Annotated in this window: 13 protein-coding genes, 1 rRNA gene, 1 pseudogene and 1 riboswitch; of the genes and pseudogenes, 7 read left to right on the top strand and 8 right to left on the bottom strand. The window is 37.4% G+C overall.

The annotated features are described in order from the left end of the window. Window positions 1–330 precede the first annotated feature (330 nt). The 3 genes from ACQKN4_RS22950 to ACQKN4_RS22940 are packed head-to-tail and all read right to left on the bottom strand — an operon-like array spanning window position 331 to window position 3,370. Complete coding sequence (locus tag ACQKN4_RS22950) at window positions 331–2,529, bottom strand: sensor histidine kinase (RefSeq protein WP_079563999.1); 2,199 nt, start codon at window positions 2,527–2,529, stop codon at window positions 331–333. Between the two features lie 15 nt (window positions 2,530–2,544). Then, window positions 2,545–2,700, bottom strand: coding sequence for a hypothetical protein (locus ACQKN4_RS22945; protein ID WP_170939071.1), 156 nt, complete (start codon window positions 2,698–2,700; stop codon window positions 2,545–2,547). Then, window positions 2,678–3,370 carry a response regulator transcription factor gene (locus ACQKN4_RS22940; RefSeq protein WP_079564002.1) on the bottom strand — a complete coding sequence of 231 codons (693 nt, stop codon included), beginning with the start codon at window positions 3,368–3,370 and terminating at the stop codon, window positions 2,678–2,680. The genes ACQKN4_RS22945 and ACQKN4_RS22940 overlap by 23 nt, the downstream gene beginning before the upstream one ends. A 449-nt stretch (window positions 3,371–3,819) precedes the next feature. Between ACQKN4_RS22940 and ACQKN4_RS22935 the strand changes: the two genes are divergently transcribed. Beyond that, the gene (locus ACQKN4_RS22935; RefSeq protein WP_079564005.1) at window positions 3,820–4,050 is read left to right on the top strand and encodes a DNA-binding protein; all 231 of its coding nucleotides are present in this window, start codon (window positions 3,820–3,822) and stop codon (window positions 4,048–4,050) included. A 54-nt stretch (window positions 4,051–4,104) separates the two neighbouring features. On the opposite strand, the gene ACQKN4_RS22930 is transcribed toward ACQKN4_RS22935, so the two are convergent. The 3 genes from ACQKN4_RS22930 to ACQKN4_RS22920 all read right to left on the bottom strand — a co-directional run bounded on the left by ACQKN4_RS22930 (window position 4,105) and on the right by ACQKN4_RS22920 (window position 7,884). Next, window positions 4,105–5,091 (bottom strand): homoserine dehydrogenase, encoded by a 987-nt coding sequence (locus tag ACQKN4_RS22930; RefSeq protein WP_079564007.1) that lies wholly within the window; start codon window positions 5,089–5,091, stop codon window positions 4,105–4,107. A gap of 781 nt (window positions 5,092–5,872) precedes the next feature. Continuing rightward, window positions 5,873–6,259, bottom strand: coding sequence for a hypothetical protein (locus ACQKN4_RS22925; RefSeq protein WP_079564012.1), 387 nt, complete (start codon window positions 6,257–6,259; stop codon window positions 5,873–5,875). A 323-nt stretch (window positions 6,260–6,582) separates the two neighbouring features. Continuing rightward, complete coding sequence (locus ACQKN4_RS22920; protein ID WP_427484908.1) at window positions 6,583–7,884, bottom strand: O-acetylhomoserine aminocarboxypropyltransferase/cysteine synthase family protein; 1,302 nt, start codon at window positions 7,882–7,884, stop codon at window positions 6,583–6,585. 117 nt (window positions 7,885–8,001) lie between these two features. Then, window positions 8,002–8,115: riboswitch (SAM riboswitch) on the bottom strand. A 304-nt stretch (window positions 8,116–8,419) separates the two neighbouring features. Here ACQKN4_RS22920 and ACQKN4_RS22915 point away from each other — a divergent pair. Together ACQKN4_RS22915 and ACQKN4_RS22910 are read left to right on the top strand one after the other, a co-directional pair. After that, window positions 8,420–9,052 carry a glycerol-3-phosphate acyltransferase gene (locus tag ACQKN4_RS22915; RefSeq protein ID WP_079564017.1) on the top strand — a complete coding sequence of 211 codons (633 nt, stop codon included), beginning with the start codon at window positions 8,420–8,422 and terminating at the stop codon, window positions 9,050–9,052. 179 nt (window positions 9,053–9,231) lie between these two features. Further along, window positions 9,232–10,713: a DASS family sodium-coupled anion symporter gene (locus ACQKN4_RS22910; protein WP_079564020.1), complete on the top strand. Its 1,482-nt coding sequence runs from the start codon at window positions 9,232–9,234 to the stop codon at window positions 10,711–10,713. Window positions 10,714–10,888: 175 nt separating this feature from the next. Here the strand turns inward: ACQKN4_RS22910 and ACQKN4_RS22905 are convergent, their stop codons facing one another. Then, window positions 10,889–12,409 carry an acetyl-CoA hydrolase/transferase family protein gene (locus ACQKN4_RS22905; protein WP_427484907.1) on the bottom strand — a complete coding sequence of 507 codons (1,521 nt, stop codon included), beginning with the start codon at window positions 12,407–12,409 and terminating at the stop codon, window positions 10,889–10,891. Between the two features lie 284 nt (window positions 12,410–12,693). Here ACQKN4_RS22905 and chrR point away from each other — a divergent pair, with 284 nt between their 5' ends. The 4 genes and pseudogenes from chrR (at window position 12,694) to ACQKN4_RS22885 (ending at window position 15,660) form a co-directional block, all read left to right on the top strand. Then, window positions 12,694–13,425 carry a class II chromate reductase ChrR gene (gene chrR, locus ACQKN4_RS22900; RefSeq protein ID WP_079564026.1) on the top strand — a complete coding sequence of 244 codons (732 nt, stop codon included), beginning with the start codon at window positions 12,694–12,696 and terminating at the stop codon, window positions 13,423–13,425. 292 nt (window positions 13,426–13,717) lie between these two features. Continuing rightward, window positions 13,718–13,885, top strand: coding sequence for a hypothetical protein (locus ACQKN4_RS22895; protein ID WP_427484906.1), 168 nt, complete (start codon window positions 13,718–13,720; stop codon window positions 13,883–13,885). A gap of 220 nt (window positions 13,886–14,105) precedes the next feature. Further along, window positions 14,106–14,576 carry a peptide-methionine (S)-S-oxide reductase gene (locus tag ACQKN4_RS22890; RefSeq protein WP_079564028.1) on the top strand — a complete coding sequence of 157 codons (471 nt, stop codon included), beginning with the start codon at window positions 14,106–14,108 and terminating at the stop codon, window positions 14,574–14,576. 166 nt (window positions 14,577–14,742) lie between these two features. Then, window positions 14,743–15,660, top strand: a pseudogene (locus ACQKN4_RS22885) (helix-turn-helix transcriptional regulator). A 578-nt stretch (window positions 15,661–16,238) separates the two neighbouring features. Here ACQKN4_RS22885 and rrf read toward each other — a convergent pair. Further along, window positions 16,239–16,319: ribosomal RNA gene (gene rrf, locus ACQKN4_RS22880) — 5S ribosomal RNA — on the bottom strand; the annotation flags it as partial.

Raw genomic sequence — 16,319 nt, 5'->3', positions numbered from 1 at the left:
TAACGACGGATTGAAGAGCCGAAGTGACGGATAGAACCGTCAAAACGTGGATTGAATCGCCAAATTCGTGGATAGAACACCCTAAAACGGGATAGAACCGTCAATTTCGTGGATAGAACACCCTAAAACGGGATAGAACCGTCAATTTCGTGGATAGAACACCCAAAAACGTGGATAGAACCGTCAATTTCGTGGATAGCCCCACAAAGCGACGGTATGATATGCCGTAACGACGGATGTATCGGCCATATCGACGGAACTAAGAACCATATCGACGGATAAAACCGTCATAACAAAAACAGCGGCAAAATGATTGCCGCTGTTTTTGGTTTATGCTGTTGGAATTCGAACGATTACTTTAAATAAATCTCCATCTACTTCTATACTCATGCGAGCACCATGCAAATCTACAATGGATTGTGCGATGGCTAGGCCTAGGCCTGAGCCTTCTGTATGGCGTGAAGCATCCGCTCGCTTAAAGCGTTCGAATAACTCATCGGCATTCTCACTAATTTCGTATTTTGCAACATTTTTCACTGTGAATTCAGCATCACCTTCTGCTGTACGTTTCAATGTGACATAAACTCGTGTGCCTTCTAATGCATATTTCAATACATTAACGATTAAATTATCGATTAGTCTCCACCATTTTTGTCCATCTACATAGGCGTAGATTGGCTCATGTGGTTTTGTCATGCGTAAATCTAAATGCGCCTGAGCTAAATCTTCCTCATGCTCCCCTACTGCTTGCTGGACAAGCTGGGTTAAATCAACTCGACTGCGATGAAGCTCCATATTACCACTCGCCATTTTAGATACTTCAAAAAGATCCTCTATTAGTAATTTTAGACGTTCTGATTTTTTATCAAGGATATGAATGTATTGCTTACGTTCTTCCTCTGTAATATCAGGATTTTTCAGTAAATCTGTATACGTAATAATAGATGTTAGTGGCGTGCGTAAGTCGTGACTAACATTCGTAATAAGCTCTGTTTTTAAACGTTCACTTTTTGCCTGCTCATGCATAGACGTACTGACGCCTTCCCTTAAATGATTAAGGTTTTCAGCATGCTCCGCGAGTGGTGATTTGCCCATTACTTTGACATCATGATTTAAACGCCCTTTTGCCATGTCTTTTGTATCCTTCATAATTCGGTTTAAGTAGCCCATTCTAGAAAGGAAAAGAAGCATAGCTGGAATACCGATCATCGCACAGAAGGCCAATACTAGGAAGGGGAATCCGCCACCTCCTATCAGTGTGGCAACAAGACTTCCGCCACCAAAAAATGCTGCTCCAATCATGACAATGGAATGTAATGCAATGGAACGGTTTATAAATAAATCTGTAATGGATTCACCTAGAGACCATAAATAACTAGCTTTTAAATTCTCTTCTAATTTCTGCGCTGTATTCACTCGATCATACAACCAAATTAGCTGTACAAAGAACACCAAAGCAACCATGAATAATACACAAATTTTAAACAAAATAATCATTACATATCTTACATAATTATATGAATCGAAATTGCCTACAATCGATTCATAAGCAATTTGAGATGCTACCAAATATACAAATGCGCTTAATAATAATAATCCGATTGGGTAATCAATTCTCATCTTTGCCAAAGCTTCTTTTCCCTTTAAAGCTTGTATCATCTGTAGTACTTCTTTGCGTCCTTTCCATGCAAAAATAGCTGCCACAATACTCGTTAACCATATAAAGAAGAAAATGTATTGATGGATTATAAAATTGTTATATCCCACCATGATTTGTTCTGCTTGTGCTGATTTTTTTGAGATGGATATTATGCCAGTGTAATCAAAATTCTCACTAAGATCCTCTGTATCCAAGACAGTATCAGTTTGATAAACAATCCCGTTTAAATAACCACTACTAATATTTGAAGTCGTTAATGGATGTTGGTCCGTATACTTTATTTTGAAAGCACTACTATCTGAAACATTACCCGAACGAAATGTTTTACCTGATTCAGTGTTCGTTAATTCATAAGACCAGTGATTATTAGTTTTCACAAAACTCTTTGCTTCTTCTTGTACTGCATTTATATATTTATCAACAAGCTCTTCCCTTTGAGTGAGAATTTTTTTGCGGACATGCTCATCATCCCCAAAATTAGTTGTAATATCTTTAATTTTGGCGTCTCGCTCTTTCTCAAGCTTTGCTTTTAAATCCGCGGCATTTACATTAGCAGCTTCTTGAATACGCGCCTCATATTGGGCTTTAATATTACCTATCTGTTCTCCTAATGATCCATAGCGATTACGGTGTTCCTCGATTTCGCTTTGTGTCACCACAATTTTACTTTTTAAATCTTCAGCCGTTGGTACATTTAACACTAATGGTCCTAATTCCGACTGAAAATTATCAAGTTGAGGTTGTAAATTTTCAGATTGAAAATAAGACTTCCCAATATATCGATACCCAATTTTTGAAAACGTAAAAATACCGAATATTGCCCAGATTAAACATAAAAGAGCGAGAAGAGGTTTCCAATTTTTCACCATATTTTTAACTCCTCTCTAGAAAATTCTCTCGAGCAATTGTAACATCCCCGGAGAGTGGGCAGTTACTATCTGATACGCATACACGCCAAAATAAATTAGTCCAATAACCCCTGCTACAAACCCTGCAATTGTAACATACTGCTCTACTTTATTTTTCCATTTTATAGCCAACGCCCCACACCACCTTTAAATAACGTGGATTTTTCGGATCTGCTTCGATTTTTTCACGTATTTTTCGAATGTGTACAGCCACAATATTTTCTGCATTGTAAGCTTCCTCATTCCATACACGCTCATAAATCTCTCCTATCGAAAATACACGTCCTGCATTTTTCATTAGTAATTCCGTAATTTTATATTCGATTGGCGTTAATCGAACAGGTTCGCCTTCTAAGTTGACTTCCTTTGCATCTTCATCTAATACAAGACCGTCGATTTCCACCTTTGCTGCACCTTCATTGTACGTCCCAAGTTGTACATAACGTCGCAGCTGAGATTTCACACGAGCCAATAGCTCTAACGGATGAAAAGGCTTTGTAACGTAATCATCTGCGCCTACAGATAGACCATGAATTTTGTCGCCATCCTCTGCCTTTGCACTAAGCATAATAATTGGAATATTGCGCTCTTCCCTAATTTTAAACGTCGCTGTAATTCCATCCATATTCGGCATCATAATATCTAAAATAATTAAATGTACTTCATTGTTTTCTAATTTTTCAATTGCCTCTAAGCCGTCAGCAGCTTTAATGACATTGTAGCCTTCATTTTTTAAATAGATTTCAATACCATCACGAATATCTTGATCATCGTCTGTAACAAGAACTGTTAGTTTCGTCATGATATACACCTCGCTCTCAATAAATAGTGTACCTTTTAAATCTTAAAAACCAGTTATTATAAAAATGAAGAAATTCTTAAGATTTTAATGAATCTCATCACCAAAACGTGTGGTTGATTTCCGTTCCGACTGGGCGCTTTCCCGGGGGGCGTCCAGTCGGAACGGAAATCAAACTTATATACAGGATATTAGCAAGTCAATAACATAGTATCCCTTCTAAACAAAAAAAGACAAAGGTGCTATCAATCGTTCAAATGGTTGTACCTGTTAGACGAATTAATTAGAAAAAAAGACATTGTTAATAATAGCCCCACAGCCCATTAACATTAATAATACAGATTTATCAAAAAGTAAACAATTACCATTTTCCTTTTTCTTTCATTTATTAACCTACAGTAGGCTTTCTTTTAACGGGAGGTTATAATATAAACAACAAAAGGAGCGAAATTATGTATAAAACAATTGAAGAAACAGCCATCGACCTTGGTATGCCAGAGGATCAAATACTTCGCTTAGTTTACGAGGGCCGTATTCGTTCAGTATACGATGGGGACCAAATACTGATTAATAGCGGGCAGTTTAGTACTTATTTTGATCAGCTAGATCGTATTAAAGAGGAAATTGAAATTTGGCGGAATACTCCTATTCCAGAGGATATTGATGTTAAAGATGAGGATTAAAAAAATGCCTATCATTCAAACAAATTGAGCATTGTTGAATGATAGGCATATCTATTATATTGTTACGACAAACCCGGCTCTTTTACCGATAATTTCGGCATAATCTTCTACCATTACACTGGCTGTTGGATACATACCTGCCCCAGGTCCAACTAGCGTTAAAGTACCAATATAATTTGTATCCAATGCCACTGCATTATTGACGTCATCAACAGGATAAAGCGGATGTTCTTTATCTACTAATTGTGGACCAACCTTTGCGATCACTTTCCCATCGGCTAGCTTCTCAACCTCAGCAACGTGGCGGTAACGCAAGCCTTTTTCGCACGCTTCTTTTACTTGCTCTGCCGATATACTATCGATGCCAACTACCTCGACGTCAGCCCAATCTGGTTGTTCACCAAATGCTAAAGCACTTAAAATCATTAATTTTTTAAAGGCATCCTGCCCGGAAATATCATTATATGGATCTGCCTCTGCATAACCTAAATTTTGCGCCTCTTTTAAAGCAGTTTCGAACGACCAGCCTTGTGAACGCATTTTCGTTAAAATATAGTTGGATGTCCCATTTAAAACACCTTGAATACGACTAACATCATTGACAAGCAAAATGTTTTTCATCGTTTTAATGACTGGTACACCACCAGCGGTTGTTGCCTCAAAGCCCACAAACACACCATTTGCTTTTGCAAGGTCCTGTAGCTCTAAGCCTCGCTTTGCAAACATTACTTTGTTAGCTGTGATAACATGACATTTATGTTCAACAGCGCGCTTTAAGTAAGTAAATGCTGGCTCCTCATTCACGATCGCCTCAAAAACAACTTGCATACCTGGTTCAGCTAAAACTTCATCCATACTAGTTGTCATTAAATGTGCTGTCCCTGGTACGCGTTCACGGCTGGCGTCTGTAACTAAAATTTTTGCTACTTCTAGCTCAATGCCTAATTTATTTTTAAGCTCTTCACGCTTTTCGTTTAATATATGGTAAATTCCTTGACCTACCGTTCCAAATCCTAATATAGCTGCCTTTATAGTTGCCATTTCTGTTATTCCCTCCAACTTACATTCCGCAGTTTCATTATATTTATTTCGTCTCAGCTTAATTCGTACAGATTTTGAATTGTTCGCTGACTTTACAAAGCAGGTCAGTTTGCCGTGTTTAACACTTCGTCTTCAGACAGATATTTAGTCATGGTGTTTCACTCTCACTACAAAAAATATTCTGAATGAAAATACAGTCTGTGAAACACACAAATTCAAATAATTCAAAATTTAACTTATTGAAGATTGTATCGTAAATACATACATTGCACAAGAAAAATCTTTCTAGGATGGACATTTGTTTCCCCTAGAAGTGCAAAGGAAATCGTTTTCATTCCTTTTATTATATGATTTTTCACTTGATCTATAAAATAATTGAACAAATATTGACGATTCATATAAAAATAAGGATCATCACAATAGTGTGGGGTTGATTTTCGTTGCGGCTGGGCGCTTTCCTGGGGGCGTCCGATGAGCCGCTTCACTCGCATTGCTCGCTCCAGGGTCTCATCTGTGACGCTGATCCCCAAGGAGTCGCCCAACCTCCACTCCAATCAACTTATATTTGTTTAATTTTAACAAATATCACCCATAGCTTTTGGCGATGAGCCAAAAATAAATGCCTTTCTTCTATTATATTTATGTAAATACATTCCTAAAAATTGTTCTTTTGAAATATATTAATAAAAATTTTTTCAATTATGTTACTATATCTTCCAACATCTAATTAAAAAGCTCATTCCCTGTAGCAGCAGAGAATGAGCATAATTATATGAGGGATTTAACTAGCTTTGGCTAGTAATTTATAACGATATTGTGTTAGCACTTGTTGCACCAGTCTTATTTCCTCTAGCTTAAAATTTGGTATTGCATACGTACGTTCAACTAATTGGAACGTGCCGTATTTTAAGTAATACTCTGTCGCAGGTAGAGGAATATGACTTGCTCCGTAGCCTTCATAAGTCTCAAAAACTTCTTTTACTGTATAGCCTTCTTCTTTGACATAAACAAACTCCTTAAAAGCTGAATGTCCAAAGTTCTCTTGCCATTTACTCTCAACTGATGCAAGTATGTTTTGAATGGACATGTTGTTCACAAAAACATGACCTTCATTTAACTCATAAATAAGATAAGATGCAATGTTTTGCGCACTATACACATTTCCCATTTAAAACACTCCTTTATCATCAGTATTGGTAGATAAGAGTAGTTACTGACTTAGCAACTACTCCGCTTCATATATTTCAAAAGTGGGGGAGCACTTATGAAAACTAAATGTCGAACGATTTTCTTATTTCCTAGTATAAAACAAGGATTTAAACAAGTCAACAATACTTATTGAATTACTAGGTATTATTTTTAAAGAATTTCAGTTACCTTTACCGAATGAGGCAAGTGGATGATGCAGCAACGTTTTACGTATTACCAAATGAGGCCTATCGAATGGGAAAACACGTAAACGCTACAACATTAGCCAATTTCTTTTATTTATTAGGCTTCTACTTGTTGTTGTGAAACTGTTACTTGTTCAATAGCTTGTTCTAAATCTGCAATAATGTCCTCTACTGCCTCTAAACCGATGGATAAGCGAATGAGCGACTCGGTTACGCCAGTTTGGATTAGCTCCTCAGCTGATAGTTGCTGATGTGTAGTAGATGCTGGATGGATAATTAATGACTTCGCATCCCCTACATTTGCTACGTGCGAGAATAATTTCACACTATCGATTAATTTACGCCCTGCTTCACGCCCACCTTTAATACCAAATGTAAGCACTGATCCGAAGCCATTTCTCAAATACTTTTTAGCTAACTCATGGGTAGGGAAATCTTCTAAGCCATTGTAATTTACATATTCCACAGATGGGTGGTTTCGTAAATATTCAGCTACCGCTAATGCATTTTCATTGTGTTTAGGAATACGCAAATGAAGCGTTTCTAAACCTTGTAATAAATTAAATGCTGCATCTGCACTTAATGTTGGTCCAAAGTCGCGTAGTAATTGCACTCGCAGTTTTGTGGCAAATGCAGCCGCTGCTGTGTCAATACCATAACGCAAACCGTGATAAGAAGCATCTGGCTCTGTAAAGCCTGGGAAGCGTCCACGAGTCCAATCAAACTTCCCTGCATCTACTACAACGCCACCTAAAGTTGTACCATGGCCGCCAATCCATTTTGTTGCGGAATGAACAACGATATCTGCACCGAAATCAATTGGTGTAGAGCCATATGGTGAAGCAAATGTGCTATCAATAATTAATGGTAAGCCGTTTTCATGTGCTACATTCGCTACTGATTCGATGTCTAGCACTTTTAAACTTGGGTTACCGTAAATTTCAGCGAACACTGCTTTTGTTTTATCTGTAATAGCTGCTCGGAAATTTTCTGGATTTGTTTCGTCTACAAAAATTGTTTTAATACCGTAGTTTGGTAGTGTGTTGGCGAATAAATTATAAGTACCTCCGTACAAAGAGCTACCTGCAACAATTTCATCACCTGCCCCTGCTAGATTTAAAATTGAAAATGCAATAGCTGCTGCACCAGATGAAAGTGCTACCGCTGCTGTACCGCCTTCTAATAAAGCGACGCGTTTTTCAAAAACATCTACAGTTGGGTTTGTAATTCGTGTGTAAATATTGCCAGCTTCCTCTAAGGCAAAAAGACGTTGCGCATGAGCAGTGTCTTTAAAAACGAATGCCGTTGAGCGATATACGGGTACTGTACGAGATCCTGTTACCGGGTCCGGCTCTTGGCCACCGTGTAACAGCAATGTTTCTGGTTTAAAATTTGTCATTGTATACCTCCATATGGTTATTTTTTTACGATGGCACCGGAGATGAGGAGGATTTTTTAAGTAGAAAACAAAAACCCTCTTCAGCTAAGAAGAGGGTTGCGGTTGCAAGTTTTCCTCCCCTTATCTGTCAGATCCAAGTAAGAATCTGTAGGAATTAGCACCTTAGCAAGCTCGTCACTTACTGGTTGCCGGGCATCATAGGGCCTATCCCTCCGCCGCTCTTGATAAGAGTATGTGATTCAATTTCCATCGTTGTTACAAAGTATAAACATAGACATTTTCTCTGTCAACACTAAAATTTTATTTTTTCCGAAACTTCTGTCTGCTTTTTTACGTATTACGAACGCATACATTATTTTAGTGTTACATAATTCATCACTAAAAGTTTCGGGATGAAATTTGTTAAAATATACGCCCTTTTTATTAGTTGATTGGAGTGGAGGCGAAGCCAGCGTCAGCAACAAAGCGCCCAGCCGGAACGGAAATCAATCACACGTTTTGGTGATGAGCTTATTATATAGAAAGGAGGACTTTTATGTTAAAAGCCGTTATCATTTTTCTTCTTGTCGGTTATTTGATTGGCTGTATTCATGGCTCTAAAGTTGCTCAGTTTTTATCTGGGGTAGATTTAAAAAAGACTGGTTTTGGCAATGCAGGTGCCTCTAATGCCACGCTTTCCCTTGGATGGAAATACGGCATATTAGTCGGACTTATCGATATCGGTAAAGGTGTTGTAGCTATAATCGGTGCACATGTCTATCTTGCTGATATAACACAATTAACTGAAGTACAAGTTTGGCTCTTTATTTATATCGTAGCAGCCGGTGTCATTCTAGGTCATAATTTCCCATTTTATATGGGCTTCAATGGCGGCAAAGGAACTGCTTCAATTATCGGGATATTACTTGCGATTGATTGGAAAGTTGGCTTATTTGCACTCATTTTATTTGTTATTTTTTCTTTCGTGACGAGCTTTTTAATTGTCGGTGTACTTGAATTTTATCTCGTTTTTTGCACAGCCACATATTTATGGATTCCTGGGGTCGGCCCAACGTGTATAGCCTTATTTCTTTTTGGTATAGCCATCATTTTGCATATCGAAAATATTAAACGATTGATGCTAGGAACTGAGCCTAAAGTTACCTCAGCATTCAAGAAGAAAAACTAATATCTTTGGATATTTTTGTCTTTTCTATGACCGCGTATTTTCTCGTAACTGCCCATTATCGCTATTACTAGAAAGCATTTGAACACACTAGCTTTTTTACAATAAATAGACAATTTACTTTCTTAATAAAGCATTTTACTAGTCGATGTTATAGAAAATGCTAGAAAGGATGAGAAAGTATGTCTACTTCTGAACAAGCAAAACCGAAACGTAATTTAAAGCCACTCTGGATTGCATTAGCGTTCGCATCCCTCATCATCATAACTTTTTTACCGAACAACGGCGATTTACCTGTAGCTGGACAACGGGCTTTGGCTATTTTAGCTTTCGCGGTCATCCTATGGGTTACAGAAGCAGTATCCTATCCCGTTAGCTCTGCCATGATTATTGCTCTCGTTACAATTTTACTAGGATTAGCTCCATCAATGGAAGATCCCACGAGAGAGCTAGGAACATCAGATGCATTAAAATTAGCATTAAGCGGATTTAGTAATTCAGCAGTTGCACTAGTAGCCGCAGCTCTTTTCCTAGCGGCAGCCATGCAAATTACCAATTTACATAAACGTCTTGCGCTATGGATTCTTTCACTAGTAGGGACAAAAACGAAAGCCATTGTCTTCGGTGCTATTTTAGTATCTATTGCACTCGCATTCTTCGTCCCTTCTGCTACTGCACGTGCAGGCGCAGTTGTACCAATACTACTCGGAATGGTAGCAGCATTTGGTTTACCACGTGATAGTCGACTTGCTGCTTTACTTGTCATTACCTCTGTGCAAGCTGTCTCCATTTGGAATATCGGTATTAAAACAGCAGCAGCACAAAATATGGTTGCTTTAAATTTCATTAAAGAACAATTTGGTGTGGATATTTCTTGGGGTGCTTGGTTGCTTTACGCAGCCCCCTTCTCCATCATCATGTCAGTAGCTCTATTTTTCATTATGATTACACTAATTAAGCCTGAAACAAGTAATATCGAAGGTGGCCGAGAAGTAATCAAAAAACAACTTGCAGAACTTGGCCCACTAAAAGCTCCCGAAATTCGATTAATCATAACATCTGCCGTTTTACTATTTTTCTGGGCTACTGAGGGCAAACTCCACCCATTCGATACGACAACGGTCACAATCGTTGCAATCGCCATTTTATTAATGCCCAAAATCGGTGTCTATACGTGGAAGCAAGTTGAACCGCATATTCCTTGGGGTACAATTATCGTCTTTGCAGTAGGAATTATGTTAGGAACAGTCTTGCTTAATACTAAAGGTGCATCTTGGTTATCTGATAAAGTATTCGGTTCACTCGGTTTAGATTCTATGCCAATTCTTGCAACCATTGCCCTTGTCACTTTATTCAATATTCTTATTCACTTAGGCTTTGCGAGCGCAACAAGCTTAGCATCTGCGCTTATACCAGTATTTATCGTTTTAGCCTCAACATTAACAGCTAATGTCGATCAGGTTGGTTTCGTTATCGTGCAACAATTCGTTATTAGCTTCGGCTTCCTCTTACCTATTAGTGCACCGCAAAATATGCTTGCCTATGGTACAGGAGCCTTTACAACAAAGGATTTCTTAAAGTCTGGTATTCCATTAACGATCATTGGATACATCCTAGTTCTTCTATTCTCCGCAACATATTGGAAATGGATTGGATTATTGTAAAAAGAAGCTTTGGAACTTTGTTTTTCTTCGGGCGCAGAGCATTTCGGGGATTACCCGATCACTTCGTAGGCCTCCCCGTCTATTCCACAGATACCTGAGCTTTTTGGATTATGTTATTAACAATGAAAAGCCTTGAAGGAACAAATAAACTATCCTTCAAGGCTTTTTTAATTTATTATTTCGATAAAGCTGGGTTCTTCATCGTGCCATTTTTTGCGTAATTCACATGCCATGAGAGCGCTTTTTCTAAAATATGTGGCGTATGATGTCCACCAGTTGCTTCATTGGCATCATTAAAATACTTCCATAGCTGCTCACGATATTCCGGGTGTGCACAGTTATCGATAATGAGTCCAACCCTCTCTTTTGGAGCAAGCCCACGTAAGTCTGCTACTCCCTGCTCTGTTACGATGACGTCTACATCATGCTCTGTATGGTCTACATGTGACACCATTGGAACGATACTAGAAATATTTCCGCCTTTTGCATAAGATTTTGTGACAAAAATACCTAATCGTGCATTACGCGCAAAGTCTCCAGAACCGCCGATTCCATTCATCATTTTTGTGCCAGAAACATGTGTAGAATTCACATTCCCGTAAATATCTACTTCTAATGCCGTATTAACAGAAATCAACCCGAGTCGGCGAATAATTTCTGGTTGGTTAGAAATCTCTTGCGGACGTAATACTAGTTTATCTGTATATTTTTCAAAATTACCATAAACTCTATGTCCAACTTCCTCGGAAAGCGTAATTGAAGTAGCAGATGCGAAGTTTACCTTTCCGGCATCAATTAATTCGAATACCGCATCTTGCAATACTTCTGAATATACTTCTAAGTTCTCAAACTCAGAATCTTTAAAACCTAATAAAACGGCATTTGCTACTGAGCCCACACCCGATTGAATGGGCCTTAAGCTTGTTGTTAAACGACCTACTTTAATTTCTTCACGTAGGAAATTTAATAAATGATTAGCCATAATATCTGTTTCTTCATCCGCAGGAACAATCGTGGACGGCGCATCTAAAATATCTGAAATTACAATGCCTTTTACTTTATTTAAATCTAGTGGTATACCAATTGTGCCAAGCCGATCGGATACATTTTGCAATGGTATTGGATCACGTTGCCCTTGTAATCCTGGTACAAAAATATCATGGACACCTTCTAATTCATCAAGCTGAGCTACGTTCAACTCAATAATTATTTGGTCTGCCTCTTGCACAAAAATCGGAGAGTTACCAACTGAAGTTGTAGGAATTAGTAAGCCGTCTTCTGTAATAGCAGCTGCTTCAATAATCGCAAAGTCAATGGGACCGATAATACCTTGACGTACTAGCTCCGCATTATGTGATAGATGCGCATCAACGAATGTGATGTCACCACTGTTGATTTTGTTACGAATGCCGGCATCTGCTTGGAAAGGCCCACGTTTACGAATAACGCCAGCTTCTGCTAAGTATTGGTCGACTTCTGGGCCTAGTGATGCACCTGTATATACATCTACCTTGAAGTTCTCCTTTTTAGCTTTTTCCACAAGCGCAAGTGGTACCACTTTTACGTCACCCGCACGAGTAAATCCACTCATCCCAAGTACCATACCATCCTTAATCCAAGACGCTGCTTCATCTGCTGTTACTACCTTGCTCCGTAGCTGTTCATTTCGAAGCTTTTTCACCAACTTTTCTTCCATCCTTATTCCTCCATCCCACTTTATTATACTCAACTAGATTACCCTGTTTATTCCTATCGGCGCCTTTATCCATTTATTAGAAATCCAACCAAATAAACCTCCCGCATATAAGTTTAAACTATTCGGAATTTTTAATCTATAAGTAACAAAATATTTTACTTTACGAGAAATTTTATGCATTCTTAAATTATTTAAAAATAATTTGAGTACCAAAAAAATTCGATTTTGATGATGAAGCGTGATATGCTCTTGATATATAGAAAGAGGAAAAGGAGATTTAATAAATGGTTAAAGAATTATTACGCAACCACTCTTCGGTTCGTATTTATGATGGAAATCCGATTTCAAAGGAAATTATTGAAGAATTAATTGCTACTGCACAAATGGCTGCTACATCACATTTTGTGCAAGCCTATAGTGTTATTTGGGTAACAGATGAAGAGAAAAAAGAAAAACTAGGGTTACTCTCAGGTAATCCTCGTCAATACGAAACTTCTGGCGGTGCCTTTGTCTTCTGTGTAGATTTCAAACGTCTTCAATCAGCAGGCAAATTAGAAGGTGTAGACATCGTTGCTGATTCCGCAGAAAATGTACTTGTTGGGGTGGCCGATGTATCATTATTCGCGCAAAACTTTGTTGTTGCTGCAGAATCTATGGGATATGGAATTTGTTACATCGGAGGAGTGCGTAATAAGCTAGAAGAAATAAGCGAATTATTCAATCTACCTGACTATGTTTTCCCACTATTCGGCTTAACAATCGGGGTTCCTGCACGTCGCAATGAAGTAAAACCTCGTTTACCTGTCGCAGCAGTATTACATGAAAATGAATACAATACAGAAAAATACGAGGAGCTTTTACCAGCTTACAATGACACAATGGAAGCATACTATAATAATCGCTCATCCAATCGAAAAATTGATAACTGGACAAAGCAAATGGCTGATTTCTTAATTGAACAGCGCCGTCCTCATATTAAAGATTTCTTAGCGAAAAAAGGTTTTAATTGGAAATAACCTCGTCAACAAGCTATGTGAAGTTACTATCGCATGATAGTAATTTCACTTTTTTCATACAGTTTTCTTTGGCTTCTAAAAGCTATGATAAATTCAAAGGGAGTAAATCGATGACCCTATTATCATGATTAGATATCTCCTTGCAGCTATGCTAAAGGTAATTCTTTATTAGGTATTTAAATTTATATCACTCTAAAGAGTGTGAAGAAATACGGAACAGGATAGTTCAACAAAGCATATGTTATGATTAAAGAAATGAACTAACAAGGACGCTTTGGAGGTATACAGTAGTATGTCACATCCGTATGAACAATTTGAGGGCACACCACTATGGGACGCAATTAATAAAGGTATAGATGACCTTGCCGAGAATAATGATATTGAAGAAACGACAAGCAGAGGGTACATAGTCGGCTATCTTTGCAAATTAATAAACGAGTCAGTAGCGAAAGATACGTGAATGTGCTTGTTGAACTAACGTGAATTATAGATCACTGAGTTGCATATGCAGCTCTTTTTTTCTTTATTGAACTACCGGCGCAGTTTAGTTCAACAATCGAGCCATATTGTAGAATAATAAAATTTGTCATTACTTTAATTTGTAGTAGACTTAGTTACTACATTTCCCCCTATTTACTTGGAATGAATTTTTTTATTTTTACACAAAGAGGAGAGTCAATATGGAAATAGTATATTTTGCAGGTGGATGTTTATGGGGAGTACAAGCTTTTATAAAAACTTTACCTGGAGTTAAGTTTACGGAAGCAGGAAGAGCTAATGGAACAAGTCGTACACTTGAAGGTGATTATGATGGGTACGCCGAATGTGTAAAAACAGAATTTGATCCGACAGTTGTAACAATCAAGGAATTAATGGGATATTTTTTTGAAATCATTGATCCATACAGTTTGAATAAACAAGGACAGGATGTTGGCGAGAAATACAGAACAGGAATATATAGTGAAAAACATGACCACTTAAAAGAGGCGAAGGCGTTTCTTAGTGAGAGAAATGATTACAACCTTATAGTTGTTGAAGTATTACCTCTTACAAACTATATGAGAAGTGCAGAAGAACATCAAGATAGGTTAGCTAGATGCCCAGATGATTATTGTCATATTCCAGAAGAAATATTAAATAGGTATAAGTAAGGGAGATTATTATGGGATTTAATCATCTCAGCGATTGGCGCGCGATTGTTTAATAAGTGTCTCGGTTTGCCCCCCTCTTTTGGGATTAGATTGCAAAATCAATTTTTATACTATACATCCGATTATAGAAAGAGAAATAAAATAGCAATTAATATAAAAAAATAAAATGATATATCCTCTAAACTTAGGAAGTGAGGTGAGCAATGTGTATAGCAAAGTGACTCAAGATGTAATTTATTCTTTAGAAGAGTGTTTATTAGATGAATGGCAGTTAGATGATTACGCATCACATATTGGCTATTCAAAATTTCATTTATCACGTATTTTCAAACAAGAAACTGGATTGACGATAAGTGAATATATTCGAAAACGAAGACTGGCAATAGCAGCAATGTATTTATTATATTCAGATGAATCAATAATTCAAATTGCGTTTGAGTTATGTTATCAATCACAAGAAGCATTCACACGTTCTTTTAAAGAGCTATATAAAATGCCACCTGGCAAATATCGCAAGATCATGCGAACACTTCAAGGGATGGAGGAAAAAAACATGAGTGATTTAACGACTATTAAAGGCTGGATTTTAAGTGGTTCACACCCTACTTTTTACGAAATGAAAACGGATGGACAAATATTTCATACAGGCATGAAATCAGGTTTACTGGCTTCGAAAACGGATGTAGGTGAAGGGCAATTCGGGACAATGATGCAAAGTTTTTCAGCAGAAAATTGGTTAGGGAAACGTATAAAACTGTCTTGTTTCTTAAAAACAGACGAAGTTGTAAAATGTGGAGCTTGGTGTCGCGTAGATAATAGTACAGGTGACGTGATTCAGTTTGATAATATGGATAATAGACCTATTCAAGGTACAACAGACTGGAACTTCTATTCGATTGTATTAGATGTACCAAAAGAAAGTGCTTCAATTCACTTCGGTATTCTATTAATAGGAACAGGTAAAGTGTGGGCTGATGGATTTTAGTTTGAAGAAGTAGATTTATCTGTTACATCAACAAATATGCTTGGTCAAGAAAAAAACTTGCCATTAGAGCCGATTAATTTAGGTTTTGATGAAGGGTGATTATTTTTGACATAGTTATTGATTCATTGTTTTCACTCTATACATCACTAGGTTTTGGGATTAAAGGAATGAAAAATCCAATCGAAAGTGGAGACACTAGGTAAAGAATATCCTGAAATGCTACAATACTAAGGATTTTTGAAACTGACGATACCATAGAAAAGTTAATGCTAAGCCTAAATTTGAAAAACGACTTGGAGAAAAAGAGATTTGTCTCGTTAACCCATCAACGTTATATAAACTGTTTACTATATTACAGGAAAAGAAAGTATATTGATCAATCATTGTTCAATATACTTTTTTTTTAAATGCTATAAAGTTTTTACAGAAAGTACTTCCAAACAACATTTGTATGACTTGTTGTCAATCTTGCCCTATGTTAACTTCACTTTTATAAAAAGATATAGATAATAAGCTTCGAAAGACGTAAGCTATTTTAATAAAAGTTTCTTAGCATCGATCTTTATAATAAGATTCTCCATTTCCCACCTTTGGATTAATAATTGGCAGGAACCAATATGTTTGACTAAAAAAATTGCAAAAAAAAGCCGAGGAATAAATCCACGACTTTTTAAGGTGCCTAGCGACGTCCTACTCTCACAGGGGGAAGCCCCCAACTACCATCGGCGCTAAAGAGCTTAACTTCCGTGTTCGGTATG

Origin of the sequence: Lysinibacillus sp. NPDC093692, assembly GCF_050280125.1 — a bacterium.
GTDB lineage: Bacteria > Bacillota > Bacilli > Bacillales_A > Planococcaceae > Lysinibacillus.
Note: the sequence above shows the minus strand (reverse complement) of the source record. Positions and strands in the feature narration are given on the sequence as shown.

Excerpts from the sequence above, each read along its gene's own strand:
- ACQKN4_RS22950 (WP_079563999.1), bottom strand. The coding sequence starts at position 2,529 with ATGGTGAAAAATTGGAAACCTCTTCTCGCTCTTTTATGTTTAATCTGG.
- ACQKN4_RS22940 (WP_079564002.1), bottom strand. The coding sequence starts at position 3,370 with ATGACGAAACTAACAGTTCTTGTTACAGACGATGATCAAGATATTCGT.
- ACQKN4_RS22935 (WP_079564005.1), top strand. The coding sequence starts at position 3,820 with ATGTATAAAACAATTGAAGAAACAGCCATCGACCTTGGTATGCCAGAG.
- ACQKN4_RS22930 (WP_079564007.1), bottom strand. The coding sequence starts at position 5,091 with ATGGCAACTATAAAGGCAGCTATATTAGGATTTGGAACGGTAGGTCAA.
- ACQKN4_RS22925 (WP_079564012.1), bottom strand. The coding sequence starts at position 6,259 with ATGGGAAATGTGTATAGTGCGCAAAACATTGCATCTTATCTTATTTAT.
- ACQKN4_RS22920 (WP_427484908.1), bottom strand. The coding sequence starts at position 7,884 with ATGACAAATTTTAAACCAGAAACATTGCTGTTACACGGTGGCCAAGAG.
- ACQKN4_RS22915 (WP_079564017.1), top strand. The coding sequence starts at position 8,420 with ATGTTAAAAGCCGTTATCATTTTTCTTCTTGTCGGTTATTTGATTGGC.
- ACQKN4_RS22910 (WP_079564020.1), top strand. The coding sequence starts at position 9,232 with ATGTCTACTTCTGAACAAGCAAAACCGAAACGTAATTTAAAGCCACTC.
- ACQKN4_RS22905 (WP_427484907.1), bottom strand. The coding sequence starts at position 12,409 with ATGGAAGAAAAGTTGGTGAAAAAGCTTCGAAATGAACAGCTACGGAGC.
- chrR (WP_079564026.1), top strand. The coding sequence starts at position 12,694 with ATGGTTAAAGAATTATTACGCAACCACTCTTCGGTTCGTATTTATGAT.
- ACQKN4_RS22895 (WP_427484906.1), top strand. The coding sequence starts at position 13,718 with ATGTCACATCCGTATGAACAATTTGAGGGCACACCACTATGGGACGCA.
- ACQKN4_RS22890 (WP_079564028.1), top strand. The coding sequence starts at position 14,106 with ATGGAAATAGTATATTTTGCAGGTGGATGTTTATGGGGAGTACAAGCT.